The organism is Vibrio sp. LQ2 (assembly GCF_023920125.1).
Lineage (GTDB): Bacteria > Pseudomonadota > Gammaproteobacteria > Enterobacterales > Vibrionaceae > Vibrio > Vibrio fluvialis.
The window spans coordinates 763,537-778,739 of the sequence record NZ_CP085308.1 but is presented as its reverse complement, the minus strand read 5'-3'; the positions used below and the strand labels follow the sequence as shown (position 1 = coordinate 778,739).

Below are 15,203 nucleotides of genomic sequence, written 5' to 3'. Positions count from 1 at the left end.
TTGCCAGAGTTTAGAGTGACTTCTCGCTTTCGCGATGCTCAATGAATCGTTTCAGGGCAATTTTTTCACCATCCACTTTGAGGCGAGACTTACACATCAGGTAGCTCTCTTTAAAGGCGTCGAACCACAGTCGCAGTGTGTCTGCGGCTTGATATTCCCCGAACTTATCCAAAACTAAACTTGCCACTTCAGCGGTCGCCAGATGTTGTTCGTTATCTGACTTACGCATGACGTAACGCGACAAAGTCTCCGGCTCGATCGATACTAAAGGCAGATTGGCGAGGTAATCCGATTTACGGAAAATGCGCTTCGCTTCGCGCCAACTGCCATCGAGGAAAATTAAAAGTGGTTTGCGACGGTCTGTTCTCTCAGGCAGCGCGGTCATGACGCGTTGTTTGTCTTCTTCAAGTTCCGCCGGGAAAACGAGAACCGGGAAATAGGCAGGATCGTTCAGGATCGCCAGCATCTCTTCTGCGGGTTCTGTCCGGCTCCACTGAAACACGTAGGTTTCTTTGATGATGTCGGCAATTAAACGCCCGGTGTTGCTGGGTTTAAACACTTCGTTTTCAGAGACGATCAACATCACCGCAACGTCGGTGTCGACATCAGGCTGGTGGGCACACAAGCAGTGCGCTTCACTGACATGGCAATACGGGCAGCGAATGATACGTGACCCGCGAGCCAAAAAAGGTTTAGTTGATCGTTCAAGGCGATACTGATACAAACGATGGAAGGCGTGAATTCTCATAGACGCAGTGACAGAGGAAAAATAGGCTGCGATTTTACTGACAGCTTGTGCCCTGCGCCAGTGTTGTCTTGAGGGAAACGTAAAGTTTTTAGCGAAAAGGAAATTTGCTGGAGGCGATGATGTTACAACACACAGAAACCGTTCGACTGATGATTTTCATGCTGGTGCTGATCGCATGTGCACTGTGGGAATCGAATCGTCCGCGAAAAATACTGACACAGAGAAAGTGGCTGCGCTGGGTAAATAACCTCGGCTTAGTTGGCCTCAACAGCCTGCTTTTGACGTTGATGATGCCGATCGTGGCGGTATCCGCGGCGCACTGGACCGAAGTGACTCACTTTGGCCTGCTTTACTGGCTGGAAATTCCGCCAGCTCTTGCCTTTGTCCTGTCCATTATCTTGTTAGACGGCGTGATTTACGCGCAGCATGTGATGTTTCATCGCCTGCCCGTTTTGTGGCGTTTGCACCGTATGCATCACGCGGATCAGGACATTGACGTCACCACAGGTACACGTTTCCATCCGGTCGAAATCATTATCTCGATGTGGATTAAAGTGGGTGCGGTGACGTTGATCGGTGTTTCACCACTTGCCGTGGTTGTGTTTGAAATTGTGCTCAATGCCAGCGCAATGTTTAACCACAGCAACGCTCGTCTGCCGCTTGCGATCGATAAATGGCTGCGCATCCTGCTGGTGACGCCCGACATGCATCGTGTTCACCATTCTGTGATTGACCGTGAGACACACTCCAATTTTGGTTTCTTTTTATCGGTGTGGGATCGGCTGTTTGCGACTTATATTGCCCAGCCAGAGTTGGGACATGAAGGGATGAAAATCGGTCTGCCGCAGTTTCAGCAATCCCGAGAACAATGGCTGGATAAAATGCTTACCCAGCCATTTCGGGAAAGTTAACTCAGAGTGTACTTGTGCAGCATCGCTTGCTGATGACCGGCGATTTCGGCCACGTGCTCTGAGCTTTCGACCATGGCTTCGAGCTGTAGCTTAGTTTGCTCACCTTGCTCTGAAATTTGTGTAATGGACTGGCTGACATCCGCTGTAGCGCGTTCTTGTTCTTCCGTGGCCACAGATATTTGCTCAACACGAGCGCGAATGTGGGTCACTGCCTGCTCAATATCAGAGAAGGTGGTTTTAACCTCTTCGCTGGATGCGAGAGCATGCGCCATTTCGGTACGTGAATCTTCCACTGCCTGACGAGAACGGCCAGCCGCTTGCACCAGCTCGTTCATCATTTCGCGAATATTGGCTGTTTGTGTTGTGGTGTCGCTGGCAAGCTTGCGCACTTCATCCGCGACCACCGCAAACCCTCTGCCCTGTTCACCAGCACGTGCCGCTTCAATCGCTGCGTTCAATGCCAGCAAATTGGTGCTGTCGGCAATACCGCTGATCAAATCGACCATTTCACGAATTTTGGTCACGCGAGTGTCGAGCTCCAGCATCGCCGATTCGTTGATGTTGAGCGTTGAATCGAGAGACTCCAGACGTTGACGGTTCAGTTCGACCACCTTCACGCCATTGGCCGAGTGCTCCGCGGCAGACAGTGAATCCGTGTAAGAATCATTGGTTACGCCCGCAATTTCACGAATAGATGCTTCGAGCTGGTTGATGGTGGTTACCATATTCATCAGTGCCTGGTTTTGCAGGGCCAGACTCTTATTCGATTGATCGGCGGCGTCGTAACTCAGTTCAGCCGTTTGGTACAGCGTTTCGCAGTTGCGTGTAACGGTCGAAATGGAATCGTGTGTACTGTCGATCACCTGATTGAGTTGGTTTGCGATGTGATGAAACTCTTGCGGCCCCGTCATCGAAGCTTGATGTGCCAGATCGTGTTCGGTCATCAACGTCAGATGTTTGCTGATATTTCGCATGCCGCTGTTGACCCATTTACGCAGTCCAAACCAGGCAAGTACAATCATCACCACCAGAGCCGCGCCACTCACCAATTGAATCCAAGTGACGCTTTGCATCGTGCTTTGCACTTCTTGCTCTTTGGATGCGATCAATGATTTGGCATCATCCGACAACGCATTCAGAATGCTTACCGTCTGTTGAGCGACGACGGCCGCTTGCTCAAATTGCTGGTTTTGTTGTTGTGACGTTTCTAACTTCGTGAGGATCTGATCCAGGATGCCGCCGGATTTGAACCCGGTTTTCACCATGTCATACGGCGCGGTCAGGCTGGCAAAGTCAGTAACATCCGGGTGCCACTCTTTGAAATCGTCATAGGCCAGTTCAAGGCCCGCAATGCGGCTTTTCAACTCTTTGTATTGGGTGTGTGCCTTGTCTAAATCGTCCTGCATCATCAGCATCAGGAAAGTACTTTCCATTGAGCTTGCCGAAGCGGTAAAGCGGTTAGCCGCATCCATAGATTCCGGGTTGTCGACAGAAAGAAATGAGGCAATACGGCTCATTTCTGGCCCTATCGAACTCAAACCATAACGAAAGCCTGTTGCCTGCTGGGCAATTTCTTGTTGTTGAGCAAGCTGTTGCTGTTGAGCGTTGAGAATATCATTCGATAAGTTGCTCAGTTGCGCAATGCTGTCAACCAGTGCCTGCTGTTTGCTGGCATCGATCAAATTGTTGAATTGAGCCGCGATGGTCTTCATCTGCTCAAGAGAATGCTGGGCTTGCGTATCGAGCTCAGAAATGTTGGACTGAATAGCCGTGAGCTCGTCAGTGGTTTTGGCACGCGTGCCGTAACCCAGGTATTTGACCTGTTCGAGAATGTTTTGGGTCAGTGTGGCGTTATTTAACGCGAGCGGCAATGCCTGCTCCGATAAGTGATTGAATTGATACCCCACCCGTTCGATGCCTTTGATACTGGTGACAGACAACACGATAACGAGTAGTGTGATCGACATAAAGATGGCAGTGAGTGTTTGGATTAAAGAAAACACTTTGCCCTGCTGAGTAAGCTGAGTCATAGGAAGTTGAGAGTCCGATTCCACTTTTAAAGATCCGTCGACATGGTAGGAATCGAATGTGTCAGAAATATTTCATTCAAATTTCAGTTAAGTGACAGATGATGAGAAATCGCATTCCCTATCTGATTTTATTGCTGGTTTTGGCCGGTTGTTCGTCAGCGCCGCAAGAGCAGGCAGAACCCGATACCGCCGTGTCGGTGCCGGAGAGTTTGACGCCATTTGAGCAAACCGAAGAGCGTAAAGAGATTGCGTTTTTTGATATTTATAACCAGTGGCAAGGTGTGCCTTACCAATTGGGCGGAAATACAAAACGTGGCGTGGACTGTTCGGCGTTTGTGCAAATTGCTTACCGCGAAGCCTGGCAGCAGCCTTTGCCGCGTACAACATCGTCACAGAGCCAGGTTGGCAATGCGATTAAGTACAAACAGGCAAAATATGGAGACTTGGTGTTCTTCAAGACATCACGAACGACGCAACATGTCGGGGTCTATCTGGGCAATAAACTTTTTATGCATGCATCGACATCTAAAGGCGTGATAATTTCGAGATTGGATAACCCGTACTGGGCATCTAAGTTCTGGCAATTCAGGCGGATTGAAGATCCGCCCGTTGTCAATTAATCATACTTGCTGACTGCTGAATCAAACAGGTTTTTTACCAGCGCAATATACTCATCCAGAAAAACGATTTGATCGTTTGTCGCTGGTTTACCCCATACACCTGCCAACACTTCACCGAGATCTTCTACAACAGAATCGGCTTCTTTCAATAACTGAAAACGTACGCTGGAGTGAAGCTCTGGGTTTTGCTCAAAGATAGCCATGATGTTGCTGGCGACCATATCCGTTACGACGTCTTCGACACTCTCTTTGCCAGTGTCGCCTTCGCGCGTAAAGATATCCATGTTCATTGCCAGATGTTCAATCAGAGCCAAATAACCATCGGTTTCTACAACCACTTTTCTTCTCCGCTATACCGCTTTGTGCCAGACACGACGTTACCTTGTGTAATACTAAGCCATGTGTCCGTTTTTTCACAGTTTCTTACCGAGGATAATTACCTCAGAACCTTGCCTAATATCAAGAGACGGACACATTTTGGCGAATCGATAACAGGACGTTGAGTCTTAGAAAGGCTCAATATTGCATTACAAGGCGACATTATTGCACCGGATCGTTATTGTGCGGAGATAACTTGCTGAAATGAGTTATCGTATTTTTGATAAAAGTCACATTTATATGCATTTGTAGGAATGAGTCAGTAAGTGAATGAAATTCTGTGCATTCGTGGTCTGAAATATTGGCAATGATCGCCTAAACTTGCATACAACGACGTACGGGGATGGAGCAACACTATGTGGCAAGCGATCGCTCAACAGCTCTCAGATACTCTGATGTTTCAATACGACATCACAGAAAAGACGAAGATCAATGGTGGAGACATTCATGAGTGTTACATGATCTCCGATGGTAGCGAACGGTATTTCATCAAGCTCAACCAGCGTGAGTTTCTGCCTCAGTATGAGTTAGAGGCGGAAAATCTGCGCATGATGCGTGAAAGCTCCACGGTGTTTGTTCCGGAGCTTATTCTGGTGGGTACCAGTAAGAGCCACGCGTTTATCATCCTCAATTACCTCCCCACTAAGCCATTGGACGATGCGGCCAACAGCTTTAAATTTGGTGTTCAACTGGCGCAACTTCATCAGTGGGGGGATCAAAAAGAGTACGGGTTCGATGTCGATAACTACATCGGTAACATTGTTCAGCCCAATCAGTGGACCAAAAAATGGAACCACTTTTTTGCTGAACAGCGTATCGGCTGGCAGTTGCAGTTGCTGAAAGAGAAAGGCATTGAGATGGTCAACATCGATGAATTTGTCGAGTTGGTCAAACAGCGCCTTGCCAACCACACGCCTCGCCCATCCCTGCTGCATGGCGATTTGTGGCATGGCAATGTGGCTAACTCAGCGTTCGGTCCGATTTGTTATGATCCGGCTTGCTACTGGGGTGATCGCGAGTGTGATATCGCCATGACGGAGCTGTTTGGTGGATTCCAACCCGATTTTTACCAGGGTTATGAGAGTGTCATGCCACTGGATTTCAACTACGGTGAACGCAAGGACATTTACAACCTGTATCACATCCTTAATCACTACAATCACTTTGGTGGTCATTATTTGGCTGAGGCGGATAGTTTAATTAAAAAAATTCTTTCTTTCTAACAGGTTAGACTGAGTTTTTTGACACATTTTGTGACGTTAAAGGGTTCCGGATTGGGGACCCTTTATTCGTTTTATGCCTTGCCTCAAGTTTTGTACTTAATTTATCTCTTTAACTAACTTCACGGCTTACTATTAATTCATCTCCCACAGATGTAAGGAAAGCGAGATGAAAGAATTCACTGAAAAAACGGTTCTATGCCCGCATTGTGGCCATTCCATCCGTATTACTCTGGACTCTTCCAACGGTAGCCAGGAGTTTTATGACGATTGCCCTGCATGTTGCCATGCGATTCATCTCAATATGATGGTCGATGAGCAGCAGGACACCATCGAACTTTATGTCGATGCGGATGATGAACAGATCTTCTGATAAAAAAAGAGCGCCTAAGCGCTCTTTTTTATGCCTCTCGCGCGGCGAGAACACGTTCTACGGTGTCGACTATCGCCTGAGTTTGCGGGTCGAACTCGACGTTCACGTGGTCACCCATCTGTTTGTTGCCAAACAGCGTACGCTGCATTGTTTCTGGAATGAGATGGACGTTAAAGCGGTTGGCTTTGACTTCGCCGATAGTCAGCGAGCAGCCGTCTAAACCGATAAAGCCTTTGGCCAGCACGTATTTCATATGTTGCGGTGGCAGTTCAAACCAGATAGTACGGTTGTTCGGGGTGTCAATCACATCCACAATGGTTGCCATCTGGCTGATATGGCCAGACATACTGTGCCCGCCAATTTCATCACCAAATTTTGCTGCACGCTCGATGTTGACAAAATCTCCGGCTGCGAGTTCACCAAGATTGGTCAGGCGCAACGTTTCCTGCATTAAATCGAACGAAACCTGAGTGCCGTCGATTTTCGTTACCGTCAGACAACAGCCGTTGTGCGCGACAGATGCGCCAATGGACAAACCCTGCCCCAACGCTTCAGGCAGTTCAAGTACGTGAGTCTGGAATTTTTCTTTCTTTTCGATGGTCACAACTTTTGCTGTGCCTTGCACAATACCTGTAAACATTTTGTGATTCCGGCAGTTTTTCGTGGAGCTTAGTGTGACATTTCTTTATCATTCACTCCAGCATCAAAATTTGCTTTTGGTGCTCTCTTGCAGTTATTCCTTCCGGAGAAATTCGTGCACCGTTATAAAAAAGAAGCGTCTAATTTAATTAAGTTAGCCACGCCAGTCCTGATTGCATCTGTTGCTCAGACGGGTATGGGTTTTGTCGACACCATTATGGCTGGTGGCGTGAGCGCTATCGACATGGCAGCTGTGTCTATCGCGGCCAGCATTTGGCTGCCTTCTATCCTGTTCGGTATCGGATTATTGATGGCGCTGGTACCTGTGGTTGCTCAGCTTAATGGCTCTGGCAGGCAGCATAAAATTCCGTTTGAAATTCATCAAGGTGGTGCATTAGCGCTGTTGGTGTCGGTGCCCATTATCGTGGTGCTGTTGCAGACTGAATCAATCCTTGGATTGATGAAAGTCGAGCCGCTGATGCAGGAAAAATCGATTGGCTACATGCACGCGATGGTGTTTGCGGTACCTGCATTTTTACTGTTCCAGACACTGCGCAGCTTTACCGACGGCATGTCGCTGACTAAACCTGCGATGGTAATTGGTTTCCTAGGCTTGCTGTGCAACATTCCGCTCAACTGGATCTTTGTTTACGGTAAATTTGGCGCGCCAGCACTAGGCGGCGTCGGGTGTGGTGTCGCGACCATGATCGTCTACTGGATGATGTTTTTGATGCTGCTGTTCTATGTGGTGACATCAAACCGTTTGGCGCACATCAAATTGTTTGAAACGTTCCACAAACCACAACTAAAAGCCCAGGTACGCTTGTTCCGCCTTGGTTTCCCGGTTGCTGCTGCCCTTTTCTTTGAAGTTACCTTGTTTGCAGTGGTTGCGCTGATGGTAGCGCCGCTCGGTTCACTGGTTGTTGCTGCGCATCAGGTTGCACTTAACTTTTCGTCTCTGGTGTTCATGTTGCCCATGAGTATCGGTGCGGCCGTGTCGATTCGTGTCGGACATACCCTGGGTGAGAAAGATTTCCGCGGCGCGGCTATTTCCTCGAACGTTGGTCTGATGTTGGGTGTCGGCACCGCCGTGGTGACTGCGGCCCTGACCGTTTTGTTCCGCGAGCACGTATCAATGTTGTACACCGAAAATATGGCAGTGGTGAGCATGGCAATGAGCCTGCTGATTTTTGCTGCGATTTATCAGGTGGTGGATGCGGTTCAGGTCATCGCTGCAGGCGCTCTGCGCGGTTACAAAGATATGGCTGCAATTTTTAACCGAACCTTTATCGCGTACTGGATTCTGGGTCTGCCTTCGGGGTACATCCTGGGTATGACCGACTTAATTGTTGAACCGATGGGCGCCAAAGGATTCTGGATCGGCTTTATTATCGGTTTGAGTTCGGCGGCCTTGATGTTGGGGCTGCGCCTGCGCTGGGTACACAAGCAAGATGACGAAATGCAGATGCACTTCGCCTCTCGCTAAGCGAATGATTTAAAAAGGCCAGCATTGAGCTGGCCTTTTTTCTATGCTGAATAAAAGAAGACGGAGGTGATGTGCGCTATTGGCTAATCGGCTTGATGACACTGTTTATCGCAGGCTGCGATCTCTCGCGGGCGCCTGTTGAGCGTGATTTTGCCGATTACATTCAGCGTATCGCCAATGTTCAAGATGCTGAACTTGTTGCTCTACCCACTACGCAAAACCAAATCCTGCCTGATAAGCGGGAACTGGCCATCACATTGGAACCTTTGACTATCGGCCTGCTTGATAGTTACGAACTGCGCAAATGTGCGTTATTTTCTCTCATCGCAGAACGCAACTCGGTACTGGGAAAGGTGCAAGATGAGTTTCGCCGTTTTGATTATGAAGTAACGCTGCTGCAGGGTCTGACCCGCTGTATTGCTGACCAGGATATTTCACCCAAGCTGCGCCAGCAGCTCACAGAGATTGAAGCGGTTAAGCAGCAGGAACTGCCCGCATATTGGTATAACCTGCTTTACACCAGCGAAGCGATGCGCAAGCAATTGACAGGCCACGAATGGCTTCAAGGTAGCTGGGATGTGACTCAATTCGAAGAAGCACTCGCAGCCTTTACCACGATTGACAACGCCATCAGTCAGCAGCAACTGGAGCTCACGTTACCAGCCATTACGCCGTATCAGGAGGTACTGGAAAAACAGCCGTTACTGGGTCAGTTGAAATTTTCGCTCGATAACTCGGCACAGTGGCTTTCGGCAGCCACCGCTCAGCTCACCACTTACGATGCGGCCATCATCTGTGGGGCTAACCGAAATCAGACCAAACTCAATTACCTGCGTAATGTCTTTCAGTCGATATACGTCGAAACTCTGCAACTTTACCTTGCCAGAATTGACAGTATTTACCTGCAACTAGAACCCAACTTGGTGCCTTTCTCAAAGCACGATCAGGGAACATACTCATTTACGATTGTGCAAAGCCACCAAGCATTTCGTCACGCAACTAAACAGCACATGCAATATTGGCAAGCGCTGTTTCAACGCTGTTCTGTGGCGGTCGGCAATCAATAAATTTCTCTCACTCGTACAAAGCGGGCAAATCGTGGTTTGCCTTCGGCGGTGAGTCCGTTATAGCGGTACGTGATGAGGCTGCCAATTTCAGGTGGGTTCAGGCGCTGCTCGTCGGAAAAACCAGTGCCGACATAAAACTCTGTCCCTTCATCGGTTCGAACCAACACAGACCCCATCAGGCCTTTGTATTTACCGTTGCCGATTTTGTACCCCACGACTCTGGCTTCCGCATCCTGATGTTTCTTGAGTTTGAGCAAATCATTGCTGCGCCCTGCCTGGTATCGTGCGGTAACTTTGCGCAGCATAATACCTTCACCATTCTCATTAACCAGCGTATCCAGATAGCGCAGCAATTCCTGCTCTGATAATACAGGCGTGTGTTCAATGTATTTGATGTGTTTGGAAGAAGCGGAATCAACCACATGGATCAAATTGTAATAGCGTTTGGTGTAATCACCGGCGGCATCGGGCATATCAAACAGCATGAAATCGATCTTGCGCCACGCCTCATCCGACGGCGTATGATCGAGAACCGTCTGCTGAACCAGTGCAAAGTGTCCGCGTCCCGCCCAAAGTTCTCCTTCCAGTGCATAATCCGGCAGCGGATCGGTGAACCACCGCGGAGCATAGATGGGATTGCCATTACGAGTCAGGAGTTGTTTGCCATTCCAGATGGCTCGAATACCATCGAGTTTTTCACTCTGCCAGTATTCATAGATGTTGATGCCGTCGTGGTATTCGTTCGCCTGAGCGACAGGTACAAAAGCAAGGGGATTGGCCAACGCGGCCGAATGCTGCGTTGTGAGTAAAGCCGCAGCAATGAGAGTCAGTTTAAGTTGCATGAGCACGTCCTGGTGATCGGTTACGTGCTCTATTGTGAAAAGGTTATTCCGAGATACCAAAAGCGTGAGTAAGACATTGCGAGAACATTCAAGTTTTCTCTTCTCGAATGAAATTGGGCAGTTTCACAACCCGCGATCGGTATCAAACTTCTTCATCGTAAGTGTTAGCTAAACCAGCCAAAACATCTTGGTAAGTATCAATTTCACACACAAAAACGATCATTTTTTCTATAAAATTCATCGCTATTCTCCTAGTGTTTGCACATGATCACGACCAGCTTTGATGCCCATTTGATAGCCCAAATCCAGCAGTGGTTTTTTCATCGTTAAGCGTTTAACGGCAAAGTTTTCCGGTGGCGCTATGACGCGAATGGTTGCGTCTTTTGGCGGATGACGAATAAATTCCAGTGAGCCATTGTATTTTTCAGCGCGGTGAATGATGGAGTTTGCCACGTGAGGATGACGTGCAAACAGTCGTTTCATCATCCATTCACTTTTGGGCTTTGCCATTTGATAACTCAGTGGATGTGACAAAATCACCGTAATATCACGCGCTCCGCGTCGGTAAGCTTCTTTGACCGGAATCGAATCCGCAATACCGCCATCGGTGTAGCAACCACCGGAAAAACACGGCATCTGTTTATAAACCAACGGCAATGCAGAACTCGCTTCTATTGCGGTCACAAAGTTATCTTTGGTCACCCGGTAGTAATCGGCTTTACCCGTTTCCACGTTGGTCGCTGCCGCGTAAAACGGTACTGAAGAAAACAGGCGCTCTTCATCGACAGGATAGATACGGTTGGCTTCATCAAGCAGCCAGCGTACATCCACCAGACTGCCGCCGCGCAAGAAGCGTCCTGGATTGTAAAAATCTTTACTAGTTGCCAGATTGGTAATGACCTGATAACTGCGCAGAGGTTGATGAGATAAATAACCGACAAGATTGGACGCCCCGGCAGACACACCCATGACGAAATCATAAGGGCGGTAGTTAAAGTCCATGAAGGAATCCAACACTCCGCTGGCAAAAATGCCGCGCATCGCTCCACCTTCGACGACCAGTGCTGTTTTCTCTGCCATCTGCGTTCTCCTCTTATCGTTTGAATGAGATCAGAATAGGCCTAAGAACGCCATACGCCAAATGGGTTTTGGTTATTAATCAGATAGGTATCTTATATGTAACTTAATGAACAAGGGTTAACTCAATGGCCAGTTCTTGTTTATTTGCTGCGGCACGTGGGCAATCGGCACACACTGAACGGCCATGACATTTATAAACCAGACAACAACTGCTGCGTATCAGTTTGAGCTGTTGAGTTTCGGGATCGAGCTTGAGACTAGCCAGATGTTTTTCCTGCAGTTCAAAGGCATCCAGCCACAAGCGGGCCTGAGTCAGGATTTGAGCGTTGGAATAATGCGGACGCAATTGTTGAAGTCGCACCAAGCAACTAAGCAGCATGTCGGCGAGCAAATGTTGGGTAAAACCAGGGCGAATGCGGACAAATTGGTTCATCGCCTCGCGGTACTGTTCAAACAGCGTATTGAGTTGCTGCGCAGCTTGATAAATGAGCTGAGTCCGTTTGCCTGTTTGCCATTCATGCGGCTCGAAACTGAACCCAGCAACAAACATCGGGCGGCGATACTGAGCAAGGCGGGTAAAATCCGGTAGCGCTTTTTGCGTGTATACCGACAAAAACGACAGATAAACCGGCTGCCAGCATAGCAGACCCCACGTGCGTGTTAACCAATACGCCTGCCCGGCTTCCGGCGTCGCGGCTTTAAGCTCTTCATAAAGCGACGCGAATACTTCCCCATTATTGCGAGTCAGCGCGATAACGTCTTCGTTGCCCTGTGCTGTGCCGACACGACCATCAAGGTATGGCGTAATTTGCTGAGCATAATGAAAAAGAGATTCAAAAGCTGCCTGACTCTGCATGCTGACCTGATGCATGGGTGCGGTTTATCCTGTAATGCGGCTAAGACCTAAAGAATACAAAGAACTATTATCATTTGCAAACTAATGCTATTTGCAAATAAATATTATTTACTCTTATTGCAATGCCATCTTATCGAATATTTCCGTACTCGTACCGCCATAAAAAAAGACCTCACTAAGAGGTCTTTTTAATGCAATATCGCGCGGTGTTCAGGATGTTTGACGCGTCTGGATCTCACGCAGTTGTGTGAGATATTTGATCCAGCCTTTGGCTTCATCCGATGGCTCAAGATTATTTGATTTCTTCGCCTGAATCAGCGCCTCTTCCAGTTGGTTGAGCTTGTAAAGCGCACGAGTGCGTGCAAGTGCAACCTGAGGTTGACGATCCTTCTCCTGCACTTTATCCAGTTCAGCCAGTGCCGAGCGGTAGTCACCTTGTTGGTTGAGAAGCTGCGCGACGTTCCAATGGTATTTACGATCGAATTTCGCGGCCAGCGTCCAGGTTTCAATCGCGCGATCCCACTCTTTGGCACGCTGCCAGTAAAACGCACGCTCGGTGATGAGTTGAATGTCTGAGTCAGCCTCATCCAGCAGTTCAATCACTCGCGCTGCCCGCTCTGGAACGCCGTTTTGCGCATAAAGCTGTGCCAGGAGATGCAAATCGTGCTGGCTTAGCTCAATCCCCTGAAGTTTGGCTAACCCAAGGCTGCTAAGCGCATCTTTTTTCTGTCCGGTGCGCAGTTCCAGACTCACCAACTGTAACCACCAGTTGCCCTTCTCTGGCTCCAGAGCTATCAAGCGCTTAAGTGTCGGGATAGCCGCTTTCCACTGTTCCAGTTGTAACTGCGCCCCGAGCTTCACTGACAACGGTGACACTTCATCCGGTCTTTTAAAGCTTTCATAGCGAGCGATCGCCTCAAGAGATTTTTGCCACTGCTGCGCCTGATAATGAATCTGTCCGATACGCAGCCACAGCTCATATACTTTCTGATCTTTCGGCGCTGATTTCACCAACTCATAGTAGTGTGGCAGGGCTTGCTTGTACTGGTGGTCCATTAAAAGCAGGTCTGCCAGCATACGACGCGTCGTCCAACCCTGATCGTCCGCCAGTTCACCACTAGTGACAGCGTCACTCAACGATTGAATGGCGGGTTTAAGCTGCTCGTTCTGCCAATAAAACACGCCGAGCATGCGCGCAAAGTACGCTTTATCGTAAGCGCGAGAGACATCGGAGTTTTTCAGCGTACTGATGGCGTCGTTTAGCTTGCCGTCTTGTGCCAATTGGTTCGCTTTCATGGCTTTATTAGCCGCGTACTGGCTAAGCTCCACGGCCATGGCGAACGATGTTGAGCTCATCAGCAGTAGACAGACGATTAATCGTTTCATCATTTGGCTAGTTTAAACTCCAATTTTACGGTTTGACCCGGCTGAGAAACCGCATTGCCATCCAACAATTTCGGTTGGTATTTCCAGTTTCTCAGCGCATGCATCGCTTCACGTTCAAACATGCGGCGCGGATTCGCGTCGACGACTTCAATATCGGTCGGACGACCAGTTTCATCAATGGTAAATTTTAGGACCACGTAACCTTCCACACCACGTTTCAGGGCACGAGGCGGATAGCTGGGTTCAACGCGATAGAGCGGCAGCGCCTGCTGGTTTACGCCAAAGTCACCAAATGTCGGCGCACTGATCTCAATGCCGTTGATTGCGGTATCCAGCCCCAAAGACGGTACGCTGGTTGGCGACACGGTATTGCTGGCAGCAGTTTGTTGCTGCGACACTGGTGTTTCCGGTGGCTGTTCCGGCGCTTTCGGTTGCTCCGGAACACTACGCTGGCGGCGTTGAACATCTTGTTCCTGCTCCACCATCACCATGTTGAAGCTCAACGACTGCCCTTGTTTGGGCGCGCGCATACCGTCGTTGTTGACCATCCATGCCATAAAGGCAAACAACCCAATCGAGATGCTTGCGGCAAATGGCATGGCTAACAATAGACGCCCCATCAGCGTTTCTCCGCAGCCAGCGCGATGTTCTTCACACCTGCCCCTTTCGCAGCATCCATCACTTTTACGACGGTGCCGTTATAAGCATGCTCGTCAGCCTGAATCACCAGTGATGCATCAGGTTGTTCCAGTAACAGGTGCTCCAGCGTCGCTTGAACGCGTTCTACGTCAACCTGACGTTTATCGATATAGATGTCGTTGGCTGAGGTGATGGCCACAAAAATGCCCGCATCTTTCTGCGCCACCACATTGGCGGCTGACGGACGATTCACTTCCACACCGGACTCACGCACAAACGAGCTGGTCACGATGAAGAAGATCAACATGATGAATACGATATCCAGCATTGAGGTGAGGTCGATTTGCGCCTCTTCTTGTTTCGACTGACGTCGACCGAGTCTCATCGCTGACTCCTTAACGATTTTTCTAATTTCAGTTCAAACAGGCGACAGGTTTTAGCCAAACGCGCGTGCACGAACATACCGGCCAGCGCAGCGACCATGCCCGCCATGGTGGGCAGAGTCGCAAGAGAGATGCCTGACGCCATTAATTTAGGATTGCTGCTGCCTTGGGTTGCCATTACGTCAAACACCGAGATCATTCCGGTGACCGTGCCAAGCAGTCCGAGCATCGGACAAATGGCGACCAGTACTTTGATGACATTGAGGTTTTGGGTCAGCGCGATATGCGCCTGACCAATCCAGCCCTCGCGAATGGCGTGCGCGTGCCACGATTGGTGATCGTTACGGGCATGCCACTGTTCAACCCACTGCTTACGTTGTTTCGGAAAAGTGAACGCGAGATAAATCACGCGCTCAACCACCAACAGCCAACATAGAGCGACGACCGCAGCCAGCCACCAAAGCACTGTTCCACCCTGAGCCATAAACTCAGACAGTGGCAAAAACAGATTTTTCAGTGAAAACAACCAGTCTGCTTGGTTCATC

The 15,203-nt window shown here is 49.1% G+C and carries 17 protein-coding genes; 6 read left to right on the top strand and 11 right to left on the bottom strand.

Going from position 1 to position 15,203, the window contains the following annotated elements:
- Positions 1-10: 10 nt before the first annotated feature.
- Positions 11-748, bottom strand: coding sequence for a tRNA-uridine aminocarboxypropyltransferase (locus LGV68_RS03690; protein ID WP_024374413.1), 738 nt, complete (start codon positions 746-748; stop codon positions 11-13).
- 119 nt (positions 749-867) lie between these two features.
- Between LGV68_RS03690 and LGV68_RS03685 the strand changes: the two genes are divergently transcribed.
- Positions 868-1,659: a sterol desaturase family protein gene (locus LGV68_RS03685; protein WP_252536735.1), complete on the top strand. Its 792-nt coding sequence runs from the start codon at positions 868-870 to the stop codon at positions 1,657-1,659.
- On the opposite strand, the gene LGV68_RS03680 is transcribed toward LGV68_RS03685, so the two are convergent.
- Positions 1,656-3,689, bottom strand: a complete 2,034-nt coding sequence (locus tag LGV68_RS03680) for a methyl-accepting chemotaxis protein (RefSeq protein WP_252536280.1) — start codon at positions 3,687-3,689, stop codon at positions 1,656-1,658. The genes LGV68_RS03685 and LGV68_RS03680 overlap by 4 nt on opposite strands.
- Before the next feature lie 98 nt (positions 3,690-3,787).
- Between LGV68_RS03680 and LGV68_RS03675 the strand changes: the two genes are divergently transcribed.
- Complete coding sequence (locus LGV68_RS03675) at positions 3,788-4,309, top strand: NlpC/P60 family protein (protein ID WP_020331034.1); 522 nt, start codon at positions 3,788-3,790, stop codon at positions 4,307-4,309.
- Here LGV68_RS03675 and LGV68_RS03670 read toward each other — a convergent pair.
- Positions 4,306-4,647, bottom strand: coding sequence for a DUF3802 family protein (locus tag LGV68_RS03670; protein ID WP_020331033.1), 342 nt, complete (start codon positions 4,645-4,647; stop codon positions 4,306-4,308). The genes LGV68_RS03675 and LGV68_RS03670 overlap by 4 nt on opposite strands.
- Positions 4,648-5,043: 396 nt before the next feature.
- Here LGV68_RS03670 and LGV68_RS03665 point away from each other — a divergent pair, with 396 nt between their 5' ends.
- Together LGV68_RS03665 and LGV68_RS03660 are read left to right on the top strand one after the other, a co-directional pair.
- The gene (locus LGV68_RS03665) at positions 5,044-5,910 is read left to right on the top strand and encodes a fructosamine kinase family protein (RefSeq protein ID WP_020331032.1); all 867 of its coding nucleotides are present in this window, start codon (positions 5,044-5,046) and stop codon (positions 5,908-5,910) included.
- Positions 5,911-6,076: 166 nt separating this feature from the next.
- Complete coding sequence (locus LGV68_RS03660; protein ID WP_020331031.1) at positions 6,077-6,280, top strand: CPXCG motif-containing cysteine-rich protein; 204 nt, start codon at positions 6,077-6,079, stop codon at positions 6,278-6,280.
- Positions 6,281-6,308: 28 nt separating this feature from the next.
- Here LGV68_RS03660 and LGV68_RS03655 read toward each other — a convergent pair whose 3' ends face one another.
- A complete protein-coding gene (locus LGV68_RS03655) occupies positions 6,309-6,920 on the bottom strand; it encodes a riboflavin synthase subunit alpha (protein WP_158125010.1) in 612 nt (203 codons plus the stop codon).
- Between the two features lie 114 nt (positions 6,921-7,034).
- On the opposite strand from LGV68_RS03655, the gene LGV68_RS03650 reads away from it, so the two are divergent.
- Together LGV68_RS03650 and LGV68_RS03645 are read left to right on the top strand one after the other, a co-directional pair.
- Positions 7,035-8,405 carry an MATE family efflux transporter gene (locus tag LGV68_RS03650; RefSeq protein WP_020331029.1) on the top strand — a complete coding sequence of 457 codons (1,371 nt, stop codon included), beginning with the start codon at positions 7,035-7,037 and terminating at the stop codon, positions 8,403-8,405.
- Positions 8,406-8,500: 95 nt separating this feature from the next.
- Positions 8,501-9,472, top strand: a complete 972-nt coding sequence (locus LGV68_RS03645; protein ID WP_222753696.1) for a DUF3080 domain-containing protein — start codon at positions 8,501-8,503, stop codon at positions 9,470-9,472.
- Here LGV68_RS03645 and LGV68_RS03640 read toward each other — a convergent pair.
- The 7 genes from LGV68_RS03640 to LGV68_RS03610 form a co-directional block, all read right to left on the bottom strand.
- A complete protein-coding gene (locus LGV68_RS03640; protein ID WP_020331027.1) occupies positions 9,466-10,314 on the bottom strand; it encodes a DNA ligase in 849 nt (282 codons plus the stop codon). The genes LGV68_RS03645 and LGV68_RS03640 overlap by 7 nt on opposite strands.
- A 243-nt stretch (positions 10,315-10,557) precedes the next feature.
- On the bottom strand, positions 10,558-11,394 hold the full coding sequence (locus LGV68_RS03635) for a patatin family protein (protein ID WP_020331026.1): 837 nt from the start codon (positions 11,392-11,394) through the stop codon (positions 10,558-10,560).
- Positions 11,395-11,497: 103 nt separating this feature from the next.
- Positions 11,498-12,265 carry a siderophore ferric iron reductase gene (locus tag LGV68_RS03630; protein WP_155393391.1) on the bottom strand — a complete coding sequence of 256 codons (768 nt, stop codon included), beginning with the start codon at positions 12,263-12,265 and terminating at the stop codon, positions 11,498-11,500.
- A gap of 195 nt (positions 12,266-12,460) precedes the next feature.
- Entirely contained in the window at positions 12,461-13,636 is a 1,176-nt protein-coding gene (locus LGV68_RS03625; protein WP_252536734.1) for a tetratricopeptide repeat protein, read from the bottom strand.
- On the bottom strand, positions 13,636-14,256 hold the full coding sequence (locus tag LGV68_RS03620; RefSeq protein WP_020331022.1) for an energy transducer TonB: 621 nt from the start codon (positions 14,254-14,256) through the stop codon (positions 13,636-13,638). The genes LGV68_RS03625 and LGV68_RS03620 overlap by 1 nt, the downstream gene beginning before the upstream one ends.
- On the bottom strand, positions 14,256-14,660 hold the full coding sequence (locus LGV68_RS03615; RefSeq protein ID WP_020331021.1) for a biopolymer transporter ExbD: 405 nt from the start codon (positions 14,658-14,660) through the stop codon (positions 14,256-14,258). Before LGV68_RS03615 ends, LGV68_RS03620 begins: the two co-directional genes overlap by 1 nt.
- Complete coding sequence (locus LGV68_RS03610; protein ID WP_020331020.1) at positions 14,657-15,202, bottom strand: MotA/TolQ/ExbB proton channel family protein; 546 nt, start codon at positions 15,200-15,202, stop codon at positions 14,657-14,659. The genes LGV68_RS03615 and LGV68_RS03610 overlap by 4 nt, the downstream gene beginning before the upstream one ends.
- Between the last annotated feature and the right edge of the window lies 1 nt (position 15,203).